At 67.6% G+C, this 17,528-nt stretch carries 18 protein-coding genes; 10 read left to right on the top strand and 8 right to left on the bottom strand.

The window, feature by feature from the left end:
- Positions 1-171 precede the first annotated feature (171 nt).
- A complete protein-coding gene (locus tag QNO06_RS12520) occupies positions 172-882 on the top strand; it encodes a ferritin-like fold-containing protein (protein WP_227913627.1) in 711 nt (236 codons plus the stop codon).
- Positions 883-977: 95 nt separating this feature from the next.
- Here the strand turns inward: QNO06_RS12520 and QNO06_RS12515 are convergent, their stop codons facing one another.
- The 3 genes from QNO06_RS12515 to QNO06_RS12505 are packed head-to-tail and all read right to left on the bottom strand — an operon-like array spanning position 978 to position 2,173.
- Positions 978-1,277, bottom strand: coding sequence for a hypothetical protein (locus tag QNO06_RS12515; protein ID WP_227913628.1), 300 nt, complete (start codon positions 1,275-1,277; stop codon positions 978-980).
- 11 nt (positions 1,278-1,288) lie between these two features.
- Positions 1,289-1,513: a DUF3107 domain-containing protein gene (locus QNO06_RS12510; protein ID WP_227903616.1), complete on the bottom strand. Its 225-nt coding sequence runs from the start codon at positions 1,511-1,513 to the stop codon at positions 1,289-1,291.
- A gap of 45 nt (positions 1,514-1,558) precedes the next feature.
- Positions 1,559-2,173 carry a TetR/AcrR family transcriptional regulator gene (locus QNO06_RS12505; protein ID WP_227913629.1) on the bottom strand — a complete coding sequence of 205 codons (615 nt, stop codon included), beginning with the start codon at positions 2,171-2,173 and terminating at the stop codon, positions 1,559-1,561.
- A gap of 119 nt (positions 2,174-2,292) precedes the next feature.
- On the opposite strand from QNO06_RS12505, the gene moeB reads away from it, so the two are divergent.
- Positions 2,293-3,483: a molybdopterin-synthase adenylyltransferase MoeB gene (gene moeB, locus QNO06_RS12500; protein ID WP_227913630.1), complete on the top strand. Its 1,191-nt coding sequence runs from the start codon at positions 2,293-2,295 to the stop codon at positions 3,481-3,483.
- Between the two features lie 28 nt (positions 3,484-3,511).
- Here the strand turns inward: moeB and QNO06_RS12495 are convergent, their stop codons facing one another.
- Entirely contained in the window at positions 3,512-4,855 is a 1,344-nt protein-coding gene (locus tag QNO06_RS12495; protein ID WP_284015077.1) for a glutamyl-tRNA reductase, read from the bottom strand.
- A 143-nt stretch (positions 4,856-4,998) separates the two neighbouring features.
- On the opposite strand from QNO06_RS12495, the gene hemE reads away from it, so the two are divergent.
- From hemE to hemL, 8 genes are all read left to right on the top strand, one after another.
- Positions 4,999-6,060, top strand: a complete 1,062-nt coding sequence (gene hemE / locus QNO06_RS12490) for a uroporphyrinogen decarboxylase (RefSeq protein WP_227913631.1) — start codon at positions 4,999-5,001, stop codon at positions 6,058-6,060.
- Between the two features lie 2 nt (positions 6,061-6,062).
- Complete coding sequence (gene hemG, locus QNO06_RS12485; protein ID WP_227913632.1) at positions 6,063-7,571, top strand: protoporphyrinogen oxidase; 1,509 nt, start codon at positions 6,063-6,065, stop codon at positions 7,569-7,571.
- A gap of 74 nt (positions 7,572-7,645) precedes the next feature.
- Complete coding sequence (gene hemQ / locus QNO06_RS12480) at positions 7,646-8,353, top strand: hydrogen peroxide-dependent heme synthase (RefSeq protein ID WP_227913634.1); 708 nt, start codon at positions 7,646-7,648, stop codon at positions 8,351-8,353.
- A complete protein-coding gene (locus QNO06_RS12475) occupies positions 8,350-9,546 on the top strand; it encodes a ferrochelatase (RefSeq protein WP_442860180.1) in 1,197 nt (398 codons plus the stop codon). The genes hemQ and QNO06_RS12475 overlap by 4 nt, the downstream gene beginning before the upstream one ends.
- The gene (gene hemC / locus QNO06_RS12470; RefSeq protein ID WP_227913635.1) at positions 9,546-10,502 is read left to right on the top strand and encodes a hydroxymethylbilane synthase; all 957 of its coding nucleotides are present in this window, start codon (positions 9,546-9,548) and stop codon (positions 10,500-10,502) included. Before QNO06_RS12475 ends, hemC begins: the two co-directional genes overlap by 1 nt.
- Before the next feature lie 24 nt (positions 10,503-10,526).
- Positions 10,527-11,390, top strand: coding sequence for a uroporphyrinogen-III synthase (locus QNO06_RS12465; protein WP_227913637.1), 864 nt, complete (start codon positions 10,527-10,529; stop codon positions 11,388-11,390).
- Between the two features lie 33 nt (positions 11,391-11,423).
- Positions 11,424-12,407, top strand: coding sequence for a porphobilinogen synthase (gene hemB / locus QNO06_RS12460; RefSeq protein ID WP_227913638.1), 984 nt, complete (start codon positions 11,424-11,426; stop codon positions 12,405-12,407).
- Positions 12,407-13,747 carry a glutamate-1-semialdehyde 2,1-aminomutase gene (gene hemL, locus QNO06_RS12455; RefSeq protein ID WP_227913639.1) on the top strand — a complete coding sequence of 447 codons (1,341 nt, stop codon included), beginning with the start codon at positions 12,407-12,409 and terminating at the stop codon, positions 13,745-13,747. Before hemB ends, hemL begins: the two co-directional genes overlap by 1 nt.
- A gap of 78 nt (positions 13,748-13,825) precedes the next feature.
- Here the strand turns inward: hemL and QNO06_RS12450 are convergent, their stop codons facing one another.
- The 4 genes from QNO06_RS12450 to QNO06_RS12435 form a co-directional block, all read right to left on the bottom strand.
- Entirely contained in the window at positions 13,826-14,665 is an 840-nt protein-coding gene (locus QNO06_RS12450) for a MetQ/NlpA family ABC transporter substrate-binding protein (RefSeq protein ID WP_227913641.1), read from the bottom strand.
- A 130-nt stretch (positions 14,666-14,795) separates the two neighbouring features.
- Entirely contained in the window at positions 14,796-15,578 is a 783-nt protein-coding gene (locus QNO06_RS12445) for a methionine ABC transporter permease (protein ID WP_227913642.1), read from the bottom strand.
- Positions 15,575-16,555, bottom strand: a complete 981-nt coding sequence (locus QNO06_RS12440) for a methionine ABC transporter ATP-binding protein (RefSeq protein WP_227913644.1) — start codon at positions 16,553-16,555, stop codon at positions 15,575-15,577. The genes QNO06_RS12445 and QNO06_RS12440 overlap by 4 nt, the downstream gene beginning before the upstream one ends.
- A gap of 246 nt (positions 16,556-16,801) precedes the next feature.
- Positions 16,802-17,524 (bottom strand): 3'-5' exonuclease, encoded by a 723-nt coding sequence (locus QNO06_RS12435; protein WP_227913645.1) that lies wholly within the window; start codon positions 17,522-17,524, stop codon positions 16,802-16,804.
- Positions 17,525-17,528 lie beyond the last annotated feature (4 nt).

The following is a 17,528-nucleotide window of genomic DNA, read 5'->3' as shown; positions in this document are numbered from 1 at the left end:
AAAATTCAAGATCGCGTAGGGTTTGCGGGTCTGGTCAAGATTCAAAAACGACCGGGCATCCAATAACTACACTCCCAGTCTACCCACACCCCCTGGTCGTCAGCGCATGCCGCGCCGGTGCAGGTGCCGCCGCTGCGCCCGGGATACCTGCAGGAAGGTACGCTGGCGGGTATGACTAACGGGCACCATTCGGACCTGCCGGAGGTTGCCTCCGGCCCGGCAGCCGCCGGCGAGACCTATCAGCGCTTCCTGACCGATCTGTTCGGGGCCATCGCCTACGGGCAGCTTTCGGCCTTTGAGCGCATGTCCTCCGACGCCCGGTTCTCGCCCACCCTGCATGACAGGGCAACGCTGGGACGCCTGGCCGTCCACGAGTACGCACACTTCGAACTGATCTGCGAGCGGCTGAGCGCCATGGGAGTGGACCCGGAAGCAGCCATGCGGCCTTTCCAGCCCTCCGTGGATGCCTTCCACGACCGGACCAGGCCCGCCGACTGGTACGAGTCGCTGATGAAGTTCTACGTTACCGACGCCATCTCCGACGATTTCTACGCCGCCGTCGCCTCGCGCCTGGACGCCGAGACCAACAGCCTGATCCAAGGCCTGAAGGCCACCGAGCAGCCCGGCGAAATCCTCCTGTCCCGGCTGCGGGAAGCGCTGGCGGATGACCCCCGGCTGGCCTCGAGGCTGGCGTTGTGGGGGCGGCGCCTGGTGGGCGAAGCACTCACCCAGGCACAGCGCGTGGCGATCGAGCGGGCCTTCCTGGCCGGGCTGGTCGACGGCGGGGGACAGGAAGGCCTCGACGCCGAGATCAAGCGCCTTACCGCCCAGCTGACCCGCAACCACTCAAAGCGCATGAGCCTGCTCGGCCTGACCGCCTGAGGCGCAACCCAAAAAACCCGGAGAACCAAGCACAGCGGGAGGCGGCGCATCGCGCCGCCTCCCGCTGAAGTTTTGCTGAAGCGTTCTACCGTGCGTCAGAGCCGCAGGATGCGTTCGGTCTCCGATGCATCCGCAGCCCCGCGGCTGCGGCCGATGGGAACGGCGGCAACCATGGGAGCCAGGACGGCTACGGCCGCCGGAACGGCCCAACCCAACCAGTCAGCTTCGAAAGACGCCGCGCCGGCAGCCTGCAGCCCCAGCCACGTCAGCAGGGACGCAACTACGGAGATGCCGGGGAGCAGGAGGGCACCGTACCGGTCGCGGTGCCGGTCGGCAGCCCATACAGCGAAGCCCGCGGCCAGGGCCACCAGCGTAACGAGGATCAGGCTCAGCATGGGGACGCGGGTTAGAGGGCGCCGAAACCGACGCGGCGTACTTCCTCGGCACCGATTTCCACGTAGCCGATGGAGGCGCCGGGAACGACGATGAGCCGGCCCTTGACGTCCTTGAGCCGCAGCAGTGCGCCGCTGGCCAGGGACTGCTCCACGGCGTCGGCAACCTCATCGGCGCTCTGGCCGGACTCGAAGACAATTTCGCGGGCTACGTTCTGAATGCCGATTTTTACTTCCACCGTGGTGCCTCCTGTTAACGATTAAGAACTAATTCGAAATCTACTCTAGATCTCTTTGGGGAACCGGCTGATTCCGCGCCAAGCTAAACGGTAAACCAGCTCGGACGCGGCATCGATGTCCAAGTCGCCGTCGGTTTCCAGCCAGTACCTGGCGCTCACCTGCGCCATGCCGGCCAGGGCACGCCCGAGCAAGGTGGCCTCCACCTGCGAAAGCTTGGTGTCTTCGGCAATCACCCCGGCAATGCTGCTGGCGAAGCGCGCATTGAATTCCTCGATCCGGGCGCTGACCTCTGCGTCCGAGGTCAGGTCGGACTCGAAAACCATCCGGTGCCCCTGGCTGTCCTGGGCCACGAAGCGGAAATAGGCACGCATGGTTTCCCGGACGCGCAGCTTGTTGTCCGTCGTGGATTTCAAGGCGGTGTCCAGGAACTCGGTCAGGGTGTTCAAATGGTTGTCCAGCAGAGCCATGTACAGCTCGCGCTTGCCGGGAAAGTGCTGGTACAGCACGGGTTTGCTCACATGCGCCGCTTCGGCGATCTCGTCCATGGCGGCACCATGGAAGCCGTTGCTGACGAACACCTCCTGGGCTGCGTTCAGCAGCTGCCGGCGGCGTTCCTCCCTGGGGAGTCGGACCGGTTTGCCGGCTGCTTGGTTACTCACTGGTGGACCTCTCAACAGTTCCGGAGCACTGAAGCTGCACGGACAATGACCATTAGTTTACCCACGGGTCTTGGCGGCGACAGGGCCAACGGCCATACCCGTGGCTTAGATTGGACTTCATGACCATAGCAAGCACGCCCCACTCCGCGGGCCGGCTGCCGGCCCTGGCGGCGCCGGGCGGGGAACTGACCCGGGAAGAAACCGAACGCTACTCCCGGCACCTGATCATCCCCGGGTTCGGGGCAACCGCGCAGCGGCGGCTGAAGAACGCGAAGGTGCTCGTGGTCGGGGCCGGCGGGCTGGGCTCGCCGGTGCTGCTGTACCTGGCCGCCGCGGGCGTGGGGACCCTGGGCATCGTGGACGACGACGTCGTGGACGTTTCCAATCTGCAGCGCCAGGTGATCCACGGGGTATCCGACGTCGGAACGCCCAAGGCAGAATCCGCCGCGGCAGCCATTGCCGAGCTGAACCCGCTGGTGCGCGTCATCCTGCACCGGGAGCACCTGGATAATTCCAACGCGCTGGACATTTTCGCCGGCTATGACCTGGTGGTGGACGGTACGGACAACTTCGCCACCCGCTACCTGGTCAATGACGCCGCCGAGATCCTGGGCAAGCCCTATGTATGGGGCTCCATCCTGCGCTTCGACGGGCAGGTCAGCGTGTTCTGGGGCGCGCACGGTCCCACCTACCGGGACCTCTTCCCGCAGGCTCCGCCGCCCGGTTCGGTACCCTCCTGCGCGGAAGGGGGAGTGCTGGGAGTGCTCTGCGCGCAGATCGGGTCGGTCATGGCCAACGAGGCCATCAAACTGATCACCGGCACCGGCCGCACCCTGCTGGGCCGGGTCCTGGTTTTCGACGCCCTGGACATGAGCTGGCGGGAGCTGAAGGTGCGCCGGGACCCGGCGGCAACGCCGGTCACTGAGCTGGGCGATTACCAGGCGTTCTGCGGGATCGCGCCGCCGGAGCCGGCGGACCCTGCCGCCGAGGTGGATGTGGCGGAGCTGCATGAGCTGCTGGCGGAGCGGAACGCCGGGCTCCGGGACTTCGAGCTGCTGGACGTGCGCGAACCGGGGGAGTACGAGATTGTACGCATCGACGGCGCCCGGCTGGCGCCGCGGGCCTCGGTGCTGGCGGGGGAGATCCGGCCTGAGCACGGGCGGCCGCTGTACATCCACTGCAAGTCCGGCGGACGGTCCGCGGAGGTGGCCGCCTACCTGCGCAGCGAGGGCTACCCGGAGGTCTACAACGTCAGCGGCGGGATCCTGGAATGGGTGCGCAGGGTGGAGCCGGAAAAACCGGTCTACTGAGGCGCAGCCGGCATCTGCCGGAATGGTGCTAGGCGGACTTGGGCTCCACGGTGTCGTCGCCGCCGGCGGCCTCAGGCTCTGCAGCCTTGGGGTCGGCCTTGCCGGTCCCGGCGTCGGCGCGGCCCACAGTGATGCCGTACAGGGCTTCGAGGCCCCGGATGTAGTCCTCCTGCTGGCCGCTGGCAGCCAGCTCCCGTGCCCGGACCGTGGGGACATGGAGCAGCTGCTTGACCATGCGGCGCATGGCGAACTCCACTTCCTCGGCAGCACCGGTGCAGCCGTGCTGGGCGCGGACCTTTTCAAGCTCCGAATCCAGTACGTCCAGGGTATGCCGGCGCAGGGCCACAATGGCCGAGTCCATTTCACGGCTGAGCTGCTGCTTGGAGAAGTTCTGCGCGGCGTCGGCCACAATGGCGGAGGCCTGCTTGAGGGACTCGACCTGCTCCGCGGGAGCAGCCAGGCGGACGGACTCCAAGGTGATGAGTTCGACGCCGTCGATCTCGCGGACCTCGGGATCGAAGTCATGCGTGAGGGCCAGGTCGATGATGATCAGCGGCTTGCCTGCCGCTTCCCGGACCTTGCGTACGTCCTCGGCGCTGACCTGGCTGTCGCTGCCGCTGCAGCCGATGACTACGTCGGCGCCCGCCAGCGCTGCGGGCAGCGACTTGCGGGTCAGCGGCCGGCCGCCGCGGGATGCTGCGAAGGACTCGGCCCGGTTGGAGGAGGAGTAGACGCTGATGTCGGTGCAGCCGCGCTCTTTGAGCAGGGCCATGGTGGCTCCGGCGTAGGCTCCGGTGCCGAAGACCACCACAGACTTCCGTGACCAGTCGGTGTCCTCGGAGAGGTCCGTGGCCAGGCCCAGGGCAACGGAAACAATGGAAAGCCCCCGTTTGCCGAGGGCGGTTAGTGCGCCAACGTCCTTGGCGGTGCGGGAAGCGGTCTGGAACAGCCTGCTCAGGCCGCCGGAAACGGTGCCTTTTTCCTGCGCCTCGATGAGGGCCCGGCGCACCTGTCCGGCGATTTCGCGTTCCCCGACCACGGCAGAGTCCAGTCCGGCGCCTACGGCGAAAAGGTGCTGGGCCACGGATTCGCCGGTGTTGGTGGCGAAGGAGCGGGACACCTTGTCCTCGCTCATGCCGGACTGCCGGCTGATTTCCGCAACGACGGCGGAGCGGGCTGCTTCAACGTCGGCTTCCGAGGGTGCCTCGCAATACACCTCCAACCTGTTGCAGGTAGCGAGGACAACGGAGCCGGTAACGGCGGTTCCGGAATCGACCAGCGAAGACGGGACCTCGGATGCGCCGGCGCTAAGGCGGGCGACAGTTTCCAGGTCTACGTCGGTGTGCGTAGCAATGAGGGAAAGTAGAACCACAGTAGGTCAATAGTAGCCACCCCCGGCAGGATCCCTTAACCGGCCCGGTCCGAAACCGGGCTTTAAGGGTGTGAGAAGGGACACCGGCGGTCCTTCGGAGGTGCCGGTTATCGATTGGCCCGGATTTTGGAGAGAATCAAGGTATGACTCTTAGCGCCACTCATCCCCTGCAGGATGGCCGCACGGCCGATTCCCCCCTGATCACTGCCTACCGCGGCGGCAAGCCGAGCCGCCGCCCGGTATGGTTCATGCGTCAGGCCGGACGGTCCCTGCCTGAATACCTGCAGGCCCGGCAGGGGATCGGCATGCTGGAATCCTGCCTGCGGCCGGAGCTGGCAGCGGAGATCACCCTGCAGCCGGTTCGCCGCCACGACGTGGATGCCGGCATTTTCTTCTCCGACATTGTGATTCCGCTGAAGCTGGCCGGCGTGGACGTGGACATTGTCCCCGGCGTCGGACCCGTCCTCGGGTCGCCCGTGCGCACTGCGGCCGACGTCGCCGCCCTGCCGAAGCTGACCGAAGAGGCGCTGGAACCCATCCGCGAAGCGGTTCGGCTGACCGTCGCGGAACTGGGCAGCAAGCCGCTGATCGGATTCGCCGGTGCCCCGTTCACCCTTGCCGCCTACATGGTGGAAGGCAAGCCCTCACGGGACCACTTGGGCCCGCGCACCATGATGCACGCCGACCCTGATGCATGGCAGGCGCTGACCAACTGGGCGGCTGACGCCTCGGGCATGTTCCTGCGCGCGCAGCTTGAAGCCGGTGCCAGTGCCGGGCAGCTCTTCGACTCCTGGGCCGGTTCCCTGGGCCTGGCTGACTACGTCAAACATGTGGCGCCCGCCTCGGCGCGCGCCCTGGACCATGTGCGCGGCCTCGGCGCACCCCTGGTGCACTTCGGTACCGGCACCTCGGAACTGCTGGTAGCCATGCGCGACGTCGGCGTGGACGTGGTAGGCGTGGACTACCGGCTGCCGCTGGACGAAGCCAACCGCCGGCTCGGGGGCACGACGCCGCTGCAGGGCAACATTGATCCGGCACTGCTCAGCGCCCCCTGGCCCATCCTCGAAGCGCACGTGCGCGACGTCCTCGCCGCCGGTGCCTCCGCCCCGGGGCACGTGGTCAACCTGGGCCACGGCGTGCCGCCGGAAACCGATGCCGCCGTACTGACGCGGGTGGTTGAACTGATTCATTCGGTGGAGCCGTAACCATGCCCAACCGTTTCCTTGCCAAACCGGACAAGTCCGGCAAAGCCGCTGCCCGGCCCGGCACCGCCGGTCGCTCGGCCGTTGTCGTAGGCGGCGGCATCTCGGGCCTGATCGCGGCGCGTGACCTGGCCGGTGCCGGGATCAGCGTCACGGTCCTCGAAGCAGCGGACCGGTTTGGCGGCTGCGTCGGCGGGCACGAAGTAGCCGGCATCCGCCTGGACAGCGGCGCCGAATCCTTCGCCACCCGGTCCACCGCCGTCCCGGAGTTGATCAATGAACTGGGCCTGGCGGACGCCGTGGTCCTGCCCAATCCCGGCGGTTCCTGGCTGCAGCTGCCCGCGGAGGACCTCCCCTCGGGAGCGCAGCGGATGCCTGCCAGCGGCATCCTGGGCATCCCCGCCGATCCGCGGGACCCGGACATTGTCCACGCCCTGGGACGCGTGGGTGCGGCCCGTGCCGCCCTGGACAAGGTTTTGCCGGTTGGCTCCCTGAACCGGCGGGAGTCAATGAGCCTGGGCGAACTGGTCCGCACCCGCATGGGGGAGGCAGTACTCCGCCGGCTGGTTGCCCCCGTGGTGGGCGGCGTTTATTCCTCCGATCCGGATGCGCTGGACGTTGATTCGGTGGCGCCGGGACTGCGTGCCGCCGTGGCCCGCCACGGTTCCCTTGCCGCAGCAGCCGGTGCCCTGCGCGCCGCCGCTCCCGCCGGTTCGGCCGTGGCCGGGCTCCGAGGCGGCATGGGCACGCTCACCGACGCCCTGGTCCGGGACCTGGAAAAAACAGGTGTGCGCCTGCTCACCGGAACCCGCGCCGAGGCGCTGGTCCGCGGTGACGCCGGCTGGCGGGTGCGCGTCACTGACGGATCAGGGACGCAGGAGCTCGACGCCGACGCCGTGGTTGTGGCTTCCGACGGCCCCGCCGCAGTGGACTTGATGTCCCAGGCACTGCCGGAAGTGTCGGCCTACCGCCCCTCCCCGGGTCCCGGCGTCGCGCTGGTGACCCTTGTGGTGGACCTGCCGGAACTGGATGCCATGCCGCGCGGCACCGGCGTCCTGGTGGCGCGCGAAGTCCAGGGCGTGGACGCCAAGGCGTTGACCCACGCCACCGCCAAGTGGCAGTGGCTGGCCGAATCCACCGGTCCGGGCACGCACGTGATGCGCCTGTCCTACGGCCGGGCACTGTCCGCGGACGATGCCGCAGCCGGCCCCTCGCAGGTGGATCGTGCCGACGAAGACCTGTTCCGCCAAGCCGTGGCGGACGCCTCGGCCCTGCTGCAGGTGACCATCGGAACCGACGACGTGGTGGGCTGGGACGTGGTCCGCTGGGTCGGCGCCCTGCCCTCGGCAGCCGTGGGACACAAGGACCGGGTGGCAGGGGTCCGGGCCGCCGTAGCCGAGGTCCCCGGATTGGAGGCCGTCGGCGCCTGGCTGGCCGGCACCGGACTGGCCGCCGTTACGGCCGACACCCGCAGCCGGATGGCAGGCCTGTCGCAGGCACTGCTGCGGGTGTGATGTTCAGCACTTTCTACGCTCTGTAGAAGTGCATTGTTTCGACTTACCCATTTGCAAAGGGCAGACTGTTAATCATGAGTGAGACGATGGAAACGAGCGCCGCCGGAGCCGCCGGCAACGAAGAACAGTTCTTTACCCTATGGACCGTTTTCAAGCGGTCCTCCACCCCGAAAGCACCCGTTTCCGACGGCGCCGTTGAAGCCTTCGAAACCCTTGCCGAGAGCCTGGGTGCCAACAACGTCACGCTGCGCGGCCTCTACGACGTTTCCGCCATGCGCGTGGATGCCGATGTGATGGTCTGGCTGCACGGCAGTGCACCGGAAGCACTGCAGGCGGCGCTGCGCCAGGTCCGGCGCAGCGAGTTGTTCGCCGGCACCGAGATCGCCTGGTCCGCCATGGGCGTGCACCGCGACGCCGAGTTCTCCAAGAACCACTGGCCGTCTTTTGCCCGCGGCATCGATCCGGAGACCTGGATCTGCGTGTACCCGTTTGTACGCTCCTACGAGTGGTACCAGCTGCCCGCCGAGGAACGCGGCAAGATGCTGCGCGACCACGGCATGCTGGGCCGCGACTTCCCCCAGGTCCTGGCCAACACCGTCGCTTCCTTTGCACTGGGCGACTGGGAATGGATCCTGGGCCTCGAAGCTCCCAACCTGGTTGACCTGGTCGACATGATGCGCCACCTGCGCTCCACCGAGGCGCGCAACCACGTCCGTGAAGAAGTCCCGTTCTATACCGGCCGGCGTATTCCGGCCGCCGAAGTTGCCGAGGTACTCAAATGACATCCGCCGTTTCCAACGAGCCCGCCGAGTTCAACCCGCTGGAGGGCGTGGACGAAAACGGCCGCATGGCCCCGAAGCACTATGACGCCATCCTGCTCGCCTCCTTCGGCGGCCCGGAAGGCCAGGAAGACGTCATTCCCTTCCTGCGCAACGTCACCCGCGGCCGCGGCATCCCCGACGAACGGCTCGAGGAAGTGGCCACCCACTACCGGGCCAACGGCGGCATCAGCCCCATCAACGAACAGAACCGCGCCCTGAAGGCTGCGCTGGAGGGCGAACTTGCCCGCCGCGGCGTCGAGCTTCCGGTCCTGTGGGGCAACCGCAACTGGGATCCCTACATTGAAGACGTACTCAAGGACGCCTACGCCGCCGGCTACCGCCGCTTGCTGATGGTCACCACCAGCGTGTACTCCTCCTACTCCAGCTGCCGCCAGTACCGCGAGGACCTGGGCATGAACCTGCTCAAGACCGGGCTGGACAAGAAGCTGCAGGTGGACAAGGTCCGCCAGTACTTCGACCACCCCGGTTTCGTGGAGCCGTTTGTGGAAGGCGTGCGTGAATCCGTGGCCAAGGTCCGTGCGGAGCTTGACTCCCGGGGCATCACGGACGGGAAAATCGAAATCCTTTTCTCCACCCACTCCATCCCGACGGCGGACGCCGAGGCTTCCGGCCCGCGCGACCGCGAATTCGAAGAGGGCAGCGCCTACGTCGCCCAGCACCTGGCCAACGCCCGGGCCATCATCGACCGGATTCCGGAAGCCGCCGGCATGGACTGGCAGCTGGTTTACCAGTCCCGCTCCGGTGCCCCGCACATTCCCTGGCTGGAACCGGACATCAACGACGCCATTGCCGACCTTCCGGCCAAGGGCGTCAACGGAGTTGTCATTGTTCCGCTCGGTTTCGTCAGCGACCACATGGAAGTGCTCTGGGACCTGGACACCGAGGCCATGGACACCTGCCGCGAACTCGGCCTGGCCGCTGACCGCACACCGACCCCCGGCATCCACGACACCTTTGTGTCGGGCCTCGTGGACCTCGTGGAGGAACGTACCGTGGAGAACAACATCTCCGAGCGGCCCGCCATGACCAAGCTCGGTCCCTGGTACGACGTCTGCCGCCCCGGCTGCTGCGCCAACCTGCGCGGCGAGAAGCCGACGATTGCCGGCGCCGACTCCACCGTGGGCATCCAGTAGTGGCACATTCGCCCGTCCTGATCGGTACCCGCGGCAGCGCGCTGGCGGTCACGCAGACCACCACCGTGGCCGAATCCCTGGCAGCGCTGGGCGGTTTCGGAGTCGAACTGGTGCGGGTCCGCACCGAAGGCGACGTCAACCGTGCGGCACTGTCCCAGATCGGCGGCACCGGCGTGTTCGTTGCCGCGTTGCGCGAGTCGCTGCTGCGCGGGGACTGCGACGTTGCCGTGCACTCGCTGAAGGACCTGCCGACCGCCGCGGCCCCCGGACTGGCCCTGGCTGCCATCCCCGAACGCGTGGACGTCCGCGATGTCCTGTGCGCCCGTGACGGCCTGACGCTGGTGGAACTGCCGGCCGGGTCGAAGGTTGGCACAGGCTCCCCGCGCCGCGCCGCCCAGCTGCGCGCAGCCCGCCCCGACCTGGAGATTGTGGATATCCGCGGAAACGTTGATACCCGTCTGGGACGGGTAGCCGGCCTGGTGGAAGGCGCCCCCGGCGACCTTGACGCCGTCGTCCTGGCCGCGGCCGGCCTGGCCCGCTTGGGCCGGTTGAACATGGTCTCCGAATTCATCGATCCCGCCGTCATGCTGCCCGCTCCCGGGCAGGGCGCACTCGCCGTGGAATGCCGGGACGAGGACGCCGACGGCGGGGCGCTGGCGAAGGCCCTCGAAGCCTACGACCACCGCGACAGCCGCCTTACCGTGGCCGCCGAACGAGCCATGCTCGGCCGCCTGGAAGCGGGCTGCACGGCCCCCGTGGGAGCGCTGGCCCGCGTGGCCGGCGAAAGCATCACGCTGGAGGCCGTGGTCTGCAGCGACGACGGCACCCGGCTGCTGCGCCGGACGGCCGTCGCCGGAGAGCTGACCGAAGATGCTGCCCGTGCGCTGGGCGTGCAGGTGGCCGAGGAGCTGCTGGCGGCGGGAGCTGCCTCGCTCACCGACCTGCCTGCCAGCTGATGCAACGCATCCGGACCTGCTGACATGGCAGCCAAACACCACGGCCCGGACCTCGCCGGACTGAATGTTGTCCTTCCCCGCACCCCGGACCGGGCTTCGGCCATGGTCCGGGAGCTGCAGGACTGCGGGGCAAAGGTGGCCCTGATGCCGCTGATCGACTTCCAGTTCCCGGTGGACACCGCCGCGCTGGACCGGGCGCTGAACTCGTTGCGGGCCGGGCGGTTCGCGTGGGTGGTGTTCACGTCCGTCACCACCGTCCGGGCCGTCACCCGGCGCTGCGCCGCGCTGGGCATCAGCCCGGCCGCCGTCGTTCCCGCGGACACCCGGATTGCGGCGGTGGGCGCCGGCACCCGGCAGGCACTGGAGGAGATTGGCTTCGACATCGACTTCATGCCGGAAGCGGACCAGTCCGCCCGCGGCCTGGCGGCGTCCTGGCCGGACCCGTCCGGCTCCGATCCGGAGGGCGGAGACCTGCGGGTGCTGCTGCCCCAGGCGGACATCGCGGACCCGTCCCTGAACGAGGCGCTGACCTCGCTCGGCTGGGACGTGCGAGCGGTGACCGCTTACTGCACCGTGGACTACCCGGCCCCCGGCGTCCGCTTCACCCCCGCCGCCGAGGGATCGGACCTGCTGGACCCCGACGCGTTCGCCGCGTCCGCACCGGCAGGGAAGCGCGCCGTCGTCCTGACCTCCCCGAGCATCGCCCGCCGCTTTGTACGCCGCTGTTCCCCTCTCCCGTCCGGAACACTGCTGGTGGCCATCGGCGAGAGCACTGCCGCGCGGATGCGTGAGCTGGGGGCCGGCCCGCACGCTGTGGCGAAGCAGCCGACCCCGGCGGGAATAGCGCAGGCACTCTCCGTTGCTATGTCTACGGGTCCTACCACCTAGTTCCCTCTCTTTACCGGAAGGCAGATTACCTCTATGAGCTTCCCCCAGCACCGTCCCCGCCGGCTCCGCACCACCCCCGCCATGCGGCGCCTCACTGCCGAATACCGGCTGGATCCGGCCGAGCTGATCCTTCCCGCCTTCGTCCGCGAGGGCATCACTGAACCCAACCCGCTGACCTCCATGCCCGGCGTCGTCCAGCACACCATGGATTCCCTGAAGAAGGCCGCCGCCGAAGCCGTGGAGCTGGGCGTGGGCGGCATCATGCTCTTCGGCATCCCGGCCGAGCGTGACGCCGTCGGCAGCGCCGGCACCGATCCCAACGGCATCCTCAACCGCGGCATCGCAGCCGTGCGCGAGGAAGTCGGCGACGAGCTCGTGATCATGAGCGATGTATGCCTGGACGAATTCACCGACCACGGACACTGCGGCGTGCTGGATGAAAACGGTGTGGTGGACAATGACACCACCCTGGAAATCTACGGGCGGATGGCCGTGGAGCAGGCCCGCGCCGGTGCCCACGTGCTCGGCCCGTCCGGCATGATGGACGGCCAGATTGCCGTCATCCGCCAGGCACTGGACGAGGCAGGGCACCAGGATGTGTCCCTGTTCGCCTACGCTGCGAAGTACGCCTCGGCGTTCTACGGCCCGTTCCGTGAGGCCGTGGACTCCCAGCTGCAGGGCGACCGCCGCACCTACCAGATGGACGCCTCGAACCGCCGTGAAGCTCTCCTCGAGGTGGAGCTGGACCTTGAAGAAGGTGCCGACATGGTGATGGTGAAGCCGGCCATGAGCTACTTGGACGTGCTGGCCGACGTCGCCGCCATGTCGCCGGTCCCGGTGGGCGCTTACCAGATTTCGGGTGAGTACGCGATGATTGAAGCTGCCGCCGCCAACGGCTGGATTGACCGCCGCCGGGCCATCGAAGAGTCCGTGCTGGGCATCAAGCGGGCCGGCGCGAACATGATTCTCACCTACTGGGCCACCGAGCTGGCGGCCTGGCTGAAGGAAAGCAAGTAATGTCCTCACCTGTAGCACCCTCGTCCAACGAAGCACTCTTTGACCGTGCCCGGGCCCTGATGCCCGGCGGCGTGAACTCCCCGGTCCGGGCGTTCGGCTCCGTGGGCGGTACGCCGAAGTTCATGGTTTCGGCCAAGGGCCCGTACATCACGGACTCCGAAGGCCGCGAGTACGTGGACCTGGTCTGCTCGTGGGGTCCGGCCCTCGTGGGCCACTCCCACCCGGATGTGCTGGCCGCCGTGCACGCCGCGGTGGACCGGGGCCTGTCCTTCGGTGCCTCCACTCCGGCCGAAGCCGAGCTGGCCCAGCTGGTCATGGACCGGGTGCCGGCCGTCAAGCGCCTGCGGATGGTTTCCACGGGTACCGAGGCCACCATGACCGCCATCCGGCTGGCCCGCGGCTACACCGGCCGGAACCTGGTTATCAAGTTCGCCGGCTGCTACCACGGCCACCTGGACGGGCTGCTGGCCTCCGCCGGATCCGGCCTGGCCACGCTGGCACTGCCCGGCTCTGCCGGCGTCACCGAAGCCACGGCCGCCGAAACGCTGGTGCTGCCGTACAACGACGTTGCCGCCGTCGAAAAGGCATTCGCCGAGCACGGCACGGACATTGCCGCGGTCATCACCGAAGCCGCTCCCGCCAACATGGGCGTGGTCACCCCGGACGAGGGCTTCAACGCCGCCCTGTCCCGGATCACCGCCGCAAACGGCGCCCTGCTGATCCTGGATGAGGTCCTTACCGGCTTCCGCACGGGGCCGGCGGGCTACTGGGGCCTGACCGGCGGCGCCGCCGGCACAACGGAGCGCTGGACACCGGACCTGTTCACCTTCGGCAAGGTCATCGGCGGCGGCATGCCTGTGGCCGCCCTGGGCGGCCGTGCCGACGTCATGGATTACCTGGCGCCGCTGGGCCCGGTCTACCAGGCCGGCACCCTCTCGGGTAACCCGATCGCCATGGCAGCCGGCGTGGCCACGCTGAAGGCCGCCACCGCAGAGGTCTACGCCACCGTGGACGCCCGCTCCGCCGAGCTCTCCGCCGCAGTGTCCGCCGAGCTGGAAAAGGCCGGCGTAGACCACAGCATCCAGCGGGCCGGCAGCCTGTTCAGCGTCGCCTTCGGCACCTCCGCCACCGGCGTGCACAACTACGAGCAGGCCCAGGCGCAGGAAGCCTTCCGTTACCGGCCGTTCTTCCACTCGATGCTCGACGCCGGCGTGTACCTGCCGCCGTCCGTGTTCGAGGCCTGGTTCCTCTCGGGCGCCCACGACGACGCCGCGATGAACCGGATCTACGAGGCGCTGCCGGCCGCTGCGAAGGCTGCAGCGCAGGCAAAGCCGGAATAACAGGGCGAAGCCGGAACAGCAGTAAACAAAATATGCCCCGCACCGCCAAAGCGGTGCGGGGCATATTTCGCGTTGCTGCTAGAACGCGGGCGTCACGTCGCCGTTGGGCCAGGTCTCTTCGATGAAGGCCTTCACCTCGGGGGAGTGCAGCAGTTCTTCCAGCTTGTCGATCCGGGCATCCCTGGCGCCGGCCTTCCAGACCAGGAAGTTGGCGTAGGGGTTGTCCTCCACGGATTCAACCACCAGCGCGTCATCGGTGCTCAGGCCGGCTTCCAGGATGTAGTTGCCGTTGATGATCGCGAGGTCCACGGTGGGATCGCCCAGGTCATTGACCAGCAGTTCGGGCTGGTTCTCCTGGAAATCCAGCTTCTTCGGGTTCTGCTCATCGGTCAGGGTCAGCACCGAGGAATCATCGGCGATGTCCTCGACCAGCCCGGCCTCTTCAAGCATCTTCAAGGCACGGGCCTGGTTGGACGGATCGTTGGTGACCATCACACGGGCACCGTCTTCAATGGAGGCGACGTCCTTGTGCTTTTCGGAGAACGCAGCGTACGGCTCCACATGGACGCCGGCACCGTGCTCGAACTCGTAGCCCTGGCTTTCCATCTGGGACTCGAGGTAGGGAAGGTGCTGGTAGTAGTTGACGTCGCTGTCGCCGTCGTTCAAGGAGATGTTCGGCGTGATGTAGTCGTCAAACTCCTGGATTTCCAGCTCCAGCCCGGCTTCTTCGGCCAGGTTGTCACGGACAAATTCCAGGATCCGCGCGTGCGGTGCCGGGCTGGCACCCACGGTGAGGGTTACCGGGTTGGCGGGGTCCAGGCTCTCCACGGCGCTGGGGGTGGAATCGGATCCACCGCAAGCCGTCAACGCCAGAGCCGTGGCCACACCGGTGGCAACGAGGGTAAGTGCTTTACGCATCGAATGCGTTCCTTTCGGGTAACCCGAGGCGGAACTCCGCTGTTCGGGTGCTGTGCAGCTAGCGGCTACTGGCTGCAGAATCGGAAACGGTCCTTCGGCAGGCCGTCAGACCGTTTCCGAAAACTAGGGGCTAGACCTTGGTCTGTTCGCGGTCGCCGCCGGCGCGCGTGGCGGCGGGCCCGAGGCCCGTTACCGCGGCAGCCGGGCGGCGCCGTCGTGCGGAGCCTGAAGCGGACCGGTGGTCCACCCGGCGGGAGAACCAGTCACCGCCGAGCTGGATGACCTGCACCAGGGCCACGATGATGACGATGGTGACCACCATGACCTGGGTGTCGAAGCGCTGCACGCCGTAGTTGTAGGCCAGCCGGCCCAGTCCGCCGCCGCCGATGATGCCGGCCATCGCGGAGTAGCCCACCAGGGTCACCAGCGTGGTGGTCAGGGCAGCCACGAGGCCCGGGAGGGCTTCACGCAGCAGCACTTTGGAGATGACCTGCATTTTGGTCGATCCCATCACCAGGGCTGCATCGATCTTGCCGCCGGACACATCGCGCAAGGCGTTTTCCACCAGCCGCGCGAAGAACGGGATGGTGGCGATGCTCAGCGACACCGAGGCGGCCACCGGGCCGATGGAGGTGCCGGTGACGAGCCGGGCCAGCGGAATCAGGGTGACCATCAGGATGGCGAACGGAACCGACCGGGTGATGTTCACGATGACGTCACTGACAATGCGGTTGATGACGCGCAGGGGCGCCAGCCCGCCCGGCGCACTGGTGTGCAGGAAAACGCCGAGCGGCAGGCCGATCAGGAGCGTAAAGAAGCCGGAGATGCCGACCATCTGCAGGGTTTCGACCACTGCTTCGGGAAGGGCTTTGGTGATCCCGGGATTGTCGAACAGTTCGGTCAGGAAGTTCATGCGGCCACCTCCACGGCGACGCCCTGCAGTGCAAGGTATTCATGGACGGCGGTCATATCGGTGTGGGTATCCAGCTGGATGCGCAGGCGGCCGAAACGGGTGCCGGCCAGGAGTTCCACGCTGCCGGCCAGGACATTGACGTCGGTGTCGAACCGGCGGGTGAGGGCCGAAAGGACGGGGTCCGAAGTGGTCTGCCCGGTGAAGAGCAGTTCCAGCACGGGACCGCCCGGGCTTGGGGGAGTGGCCGGCAGCGGAATAAGCTGCTTGGCCAGGCGGCCGCGCAGGTCGGAGGCGACCTCGCGCAGCGGGCCGTGCTCCACGACTCGTCCGGCTTCCAGCAGTGACACCGAGTCGCAGATCCGCTTCACCACGTTCATCTCGTGCGTAATGATCAGCACGGTCAGGTCCAGGCGGCGGGTGAGGTCGGAAATCAGGTCCAGGATGTCATCGGTGGTGGCCGGGTCCAGGGCGGACGTCGGCTCGTCGCAGAGCAGGACATCCGGGTCCGCGGCCAGGGCACGGGCAATGCCAACGCGCTGTTTCTGGCCGCCGGAGAGCTGCGCGGGATAGGCGCCGGCAAAACCCTCCAGCCCAACGAGCTTCAGCAACTCCTGGACGCGCACCTCAATGGCGGCTTTTTTGGTTCCGACCAGTTCCAGCGGATGCGCAATATTCGCTGCCGCGGTCCGGGAATCCATCAGGTTTGCGTGCTGGAACACCATGCCGATCCGGCGGCGGGCGGCGCGGATCTCGGAGTCCTTCACGGCGGTGAGCTCGCGGCCGTCAATGGTGACCGAGCCCGACGTCGGCCGGTCAAGCAGCGTCAGGCACCGCACCAGGGTGGACTTGCCGGCGCCGGAATGGCCGATGATGCCGTGGATGGAGCCCTTCGGCACGCGCAGGCTTACTCCGTCCAGGGCCGTGACGGTGCGCTCACCCTGCCGGTAAACCTTGCGGAGGTCGGAAACTGTAATCATTGGTCCTCGTCATGTGCGTAAACGGCCGGACCGGGGGCATGGTGGAGGAAGGCACATAATCGTGCCGTGCCTAAACGCCGGCCGTGCGGAGGGTGTCTGCCAATCACGTGGCGCGAGACGGTAGGTGCGCGCAGAAGCGCGGTCCGCCTGGGGCGCCATCAGCGCCAAACACAACATCCAGTATGGCATGTAGGCAACCGGCGCCCCGCCACGGCGGGCGCCTGTGAAGAACCGTGACGGCGCCCGCTAGGCCGGGTCAAGGACCGACAGGGGTGCGGATGCGGGGGCCGGACGGAACGGCCAGCTGCCGTCGATCACAGCTTCCGGTTCCCGCCGCCGCAGGAATTCCTGGAAGCTGGCGGCCTGGCCGGCCGCCCAGCCGACCTGCGCCTGGTGGAGCGTGACGGCGTCGCACTGCAGCTCCGGGTACTTCTGCGCCATCACCGCGGCGACGGACAAGGTGGCGGCAACGTCGGCAGCGGACGTGTGCGCGTTCTCGAAACCCACGCCGTAGTGCTCGGCCATGGCCGTGAGCGTGCGCTTGCCGCGGCGGAACCGGTCCACCTGCTTGTCCAGGATGTACGGGTCAATGACCGGTACCGGATTCGGAACGGCCAGCCCGAACCGCTCACACTCGCGGGCCAGCACGGTGAAGTCGTAGCAGGCGTTAAACGCCAGCACCGGAATGCCGGCGGCGAACATGCCGGCCAGCACATCGGCAACCTCGGCCGTGACGGCCGCAGGGTCTCCGCCTTCTGCGCGGGCCCGTTCATTGCTGATGCCGTGGATGGCGGCGGCTTCCTCGGGGATGGGGATTTCCGGGCAGGCCAGCCACTCGTGGTGCTGCAGGGTTTCGCCCCTGCCGTTGACCAGGATGATGGATGCGGTAACAATCCGTGCGGTCTGCGGGTCCCGTCCGGTGGTCTCCAGGTCGAATGCCGCCCGGGGAAGTTCATGCCAGCTGTTCATGCAA

This window comes from Arthrobacter sp. zg-Y20, assembly GCF_030142075.1.
In the GTDB taxonomy this organism is placed as follows: Bacteria; Actinomycetota; Actinomycetes; order Actinomycetales; family Micrococcaceae; genus Arthrobacter_B.
The sequence above is the reverse complement of the archived record's forward strand: the minus strand, read 5'-3'. Positions and strand labels throughout refer to the sequence as shown.

Bases quoted from the DNA above. Each gene is read 5' to 3' on its own strand.
- moeB (WP_227913630.1), top strand. From the start codon at position 2,293: ATGACCATAGCAAGCACGCCCCACTCCGCGGGCCGGCTGCCGGCCCTG.
- QNO06_RS12515 (WP_227913628.1), bottom strand. From the start codon at position 1,277: ATGCTGAGCCTGATCCTCGTTACGCTGGTGGCCCTGGCCGCGGGCTTC.
- QNO06_RS12440 (WP_227913644.1), bottom strand. From the start codon at position 16,555: ATGATTACAGTTTCCGACCTCCGCAAGGTTTACCGGCAGGGTGAGCGC.
- hemQ (WP_227913634.1), top strand. From the start codon at position 7,646: ATGAGTGAGACGATGGAAACGAGCGCCGCCGGAGCCGCCGGCAACGAA.
- QNO06_RS12435 (WP_227913645.1), bottom strand. From the start codon at position 17,524: ATGAACAGCTGGCATGAACTTCCCCGGGCGGCATTCGACCTGGAGACC.
- hemE (WP_227913631.1), top strand. From the start codon at position 4,999: ATGACTCTTAGCGCCACTCATCCCCTGCAGGATGGCCGCACGGCCGAT.
- QNO06_RS12520 (WP_227913627.1), top strand. From the start codon at position 172: ATGACTAACGGGCACCATTCGGACCTGCCGGAGGTTGCCTCCGGCCCG.
- QNO06_RS12445 (WP_227913642.1), bottom strand. From the start codon at position 15,578: ATGAACTTCCTGACCGAACTGTTCGACAATCCCGGGATCACCAAAGCC.
- QNO06_RS12475 (WP_442860180.1), top strand. From the start codon at position 8,350: ATGACATCCGCCGTTTCCAACGAGCCCGCCGAGTTCAACCCGCTGGAG.
- hemG (WP_227913632.1), top strand. From the start codon at position 6,063: ATGCCCAACCGTTTCCTTGCCAAACCGGACAAGTCCGGCAAAGCCGCT.
- QNO06_RS12450 (WP_227913641.1), bottom strand. From the start codon at position 14,665: ATGCGTAAAGCACTTACCCTCGTTGCCACCGGTGTGGCCACGGCTCTG.
- hemB (WP_227913638.1), top strand. From the start codon at position 11,424: ATGAGCTTCCCCCAGCACCGTCCCCGCCGGCTCCGCACCACCCCCGCC.
- hemL (WP_227913639.1), top strand. From the start codon at position 12,407: ATGTCCTCACCTGTAGCACCCTCGTCCAACGAAGCACTCTTTGACCGT.
- QNO06_RS12465 (WP_227913637.1), top strand. From the start codon at position 10,527: ATGGCAGCCAAACACCACGGCCCGGACCTCGCCGGACTGAATGTTGTC.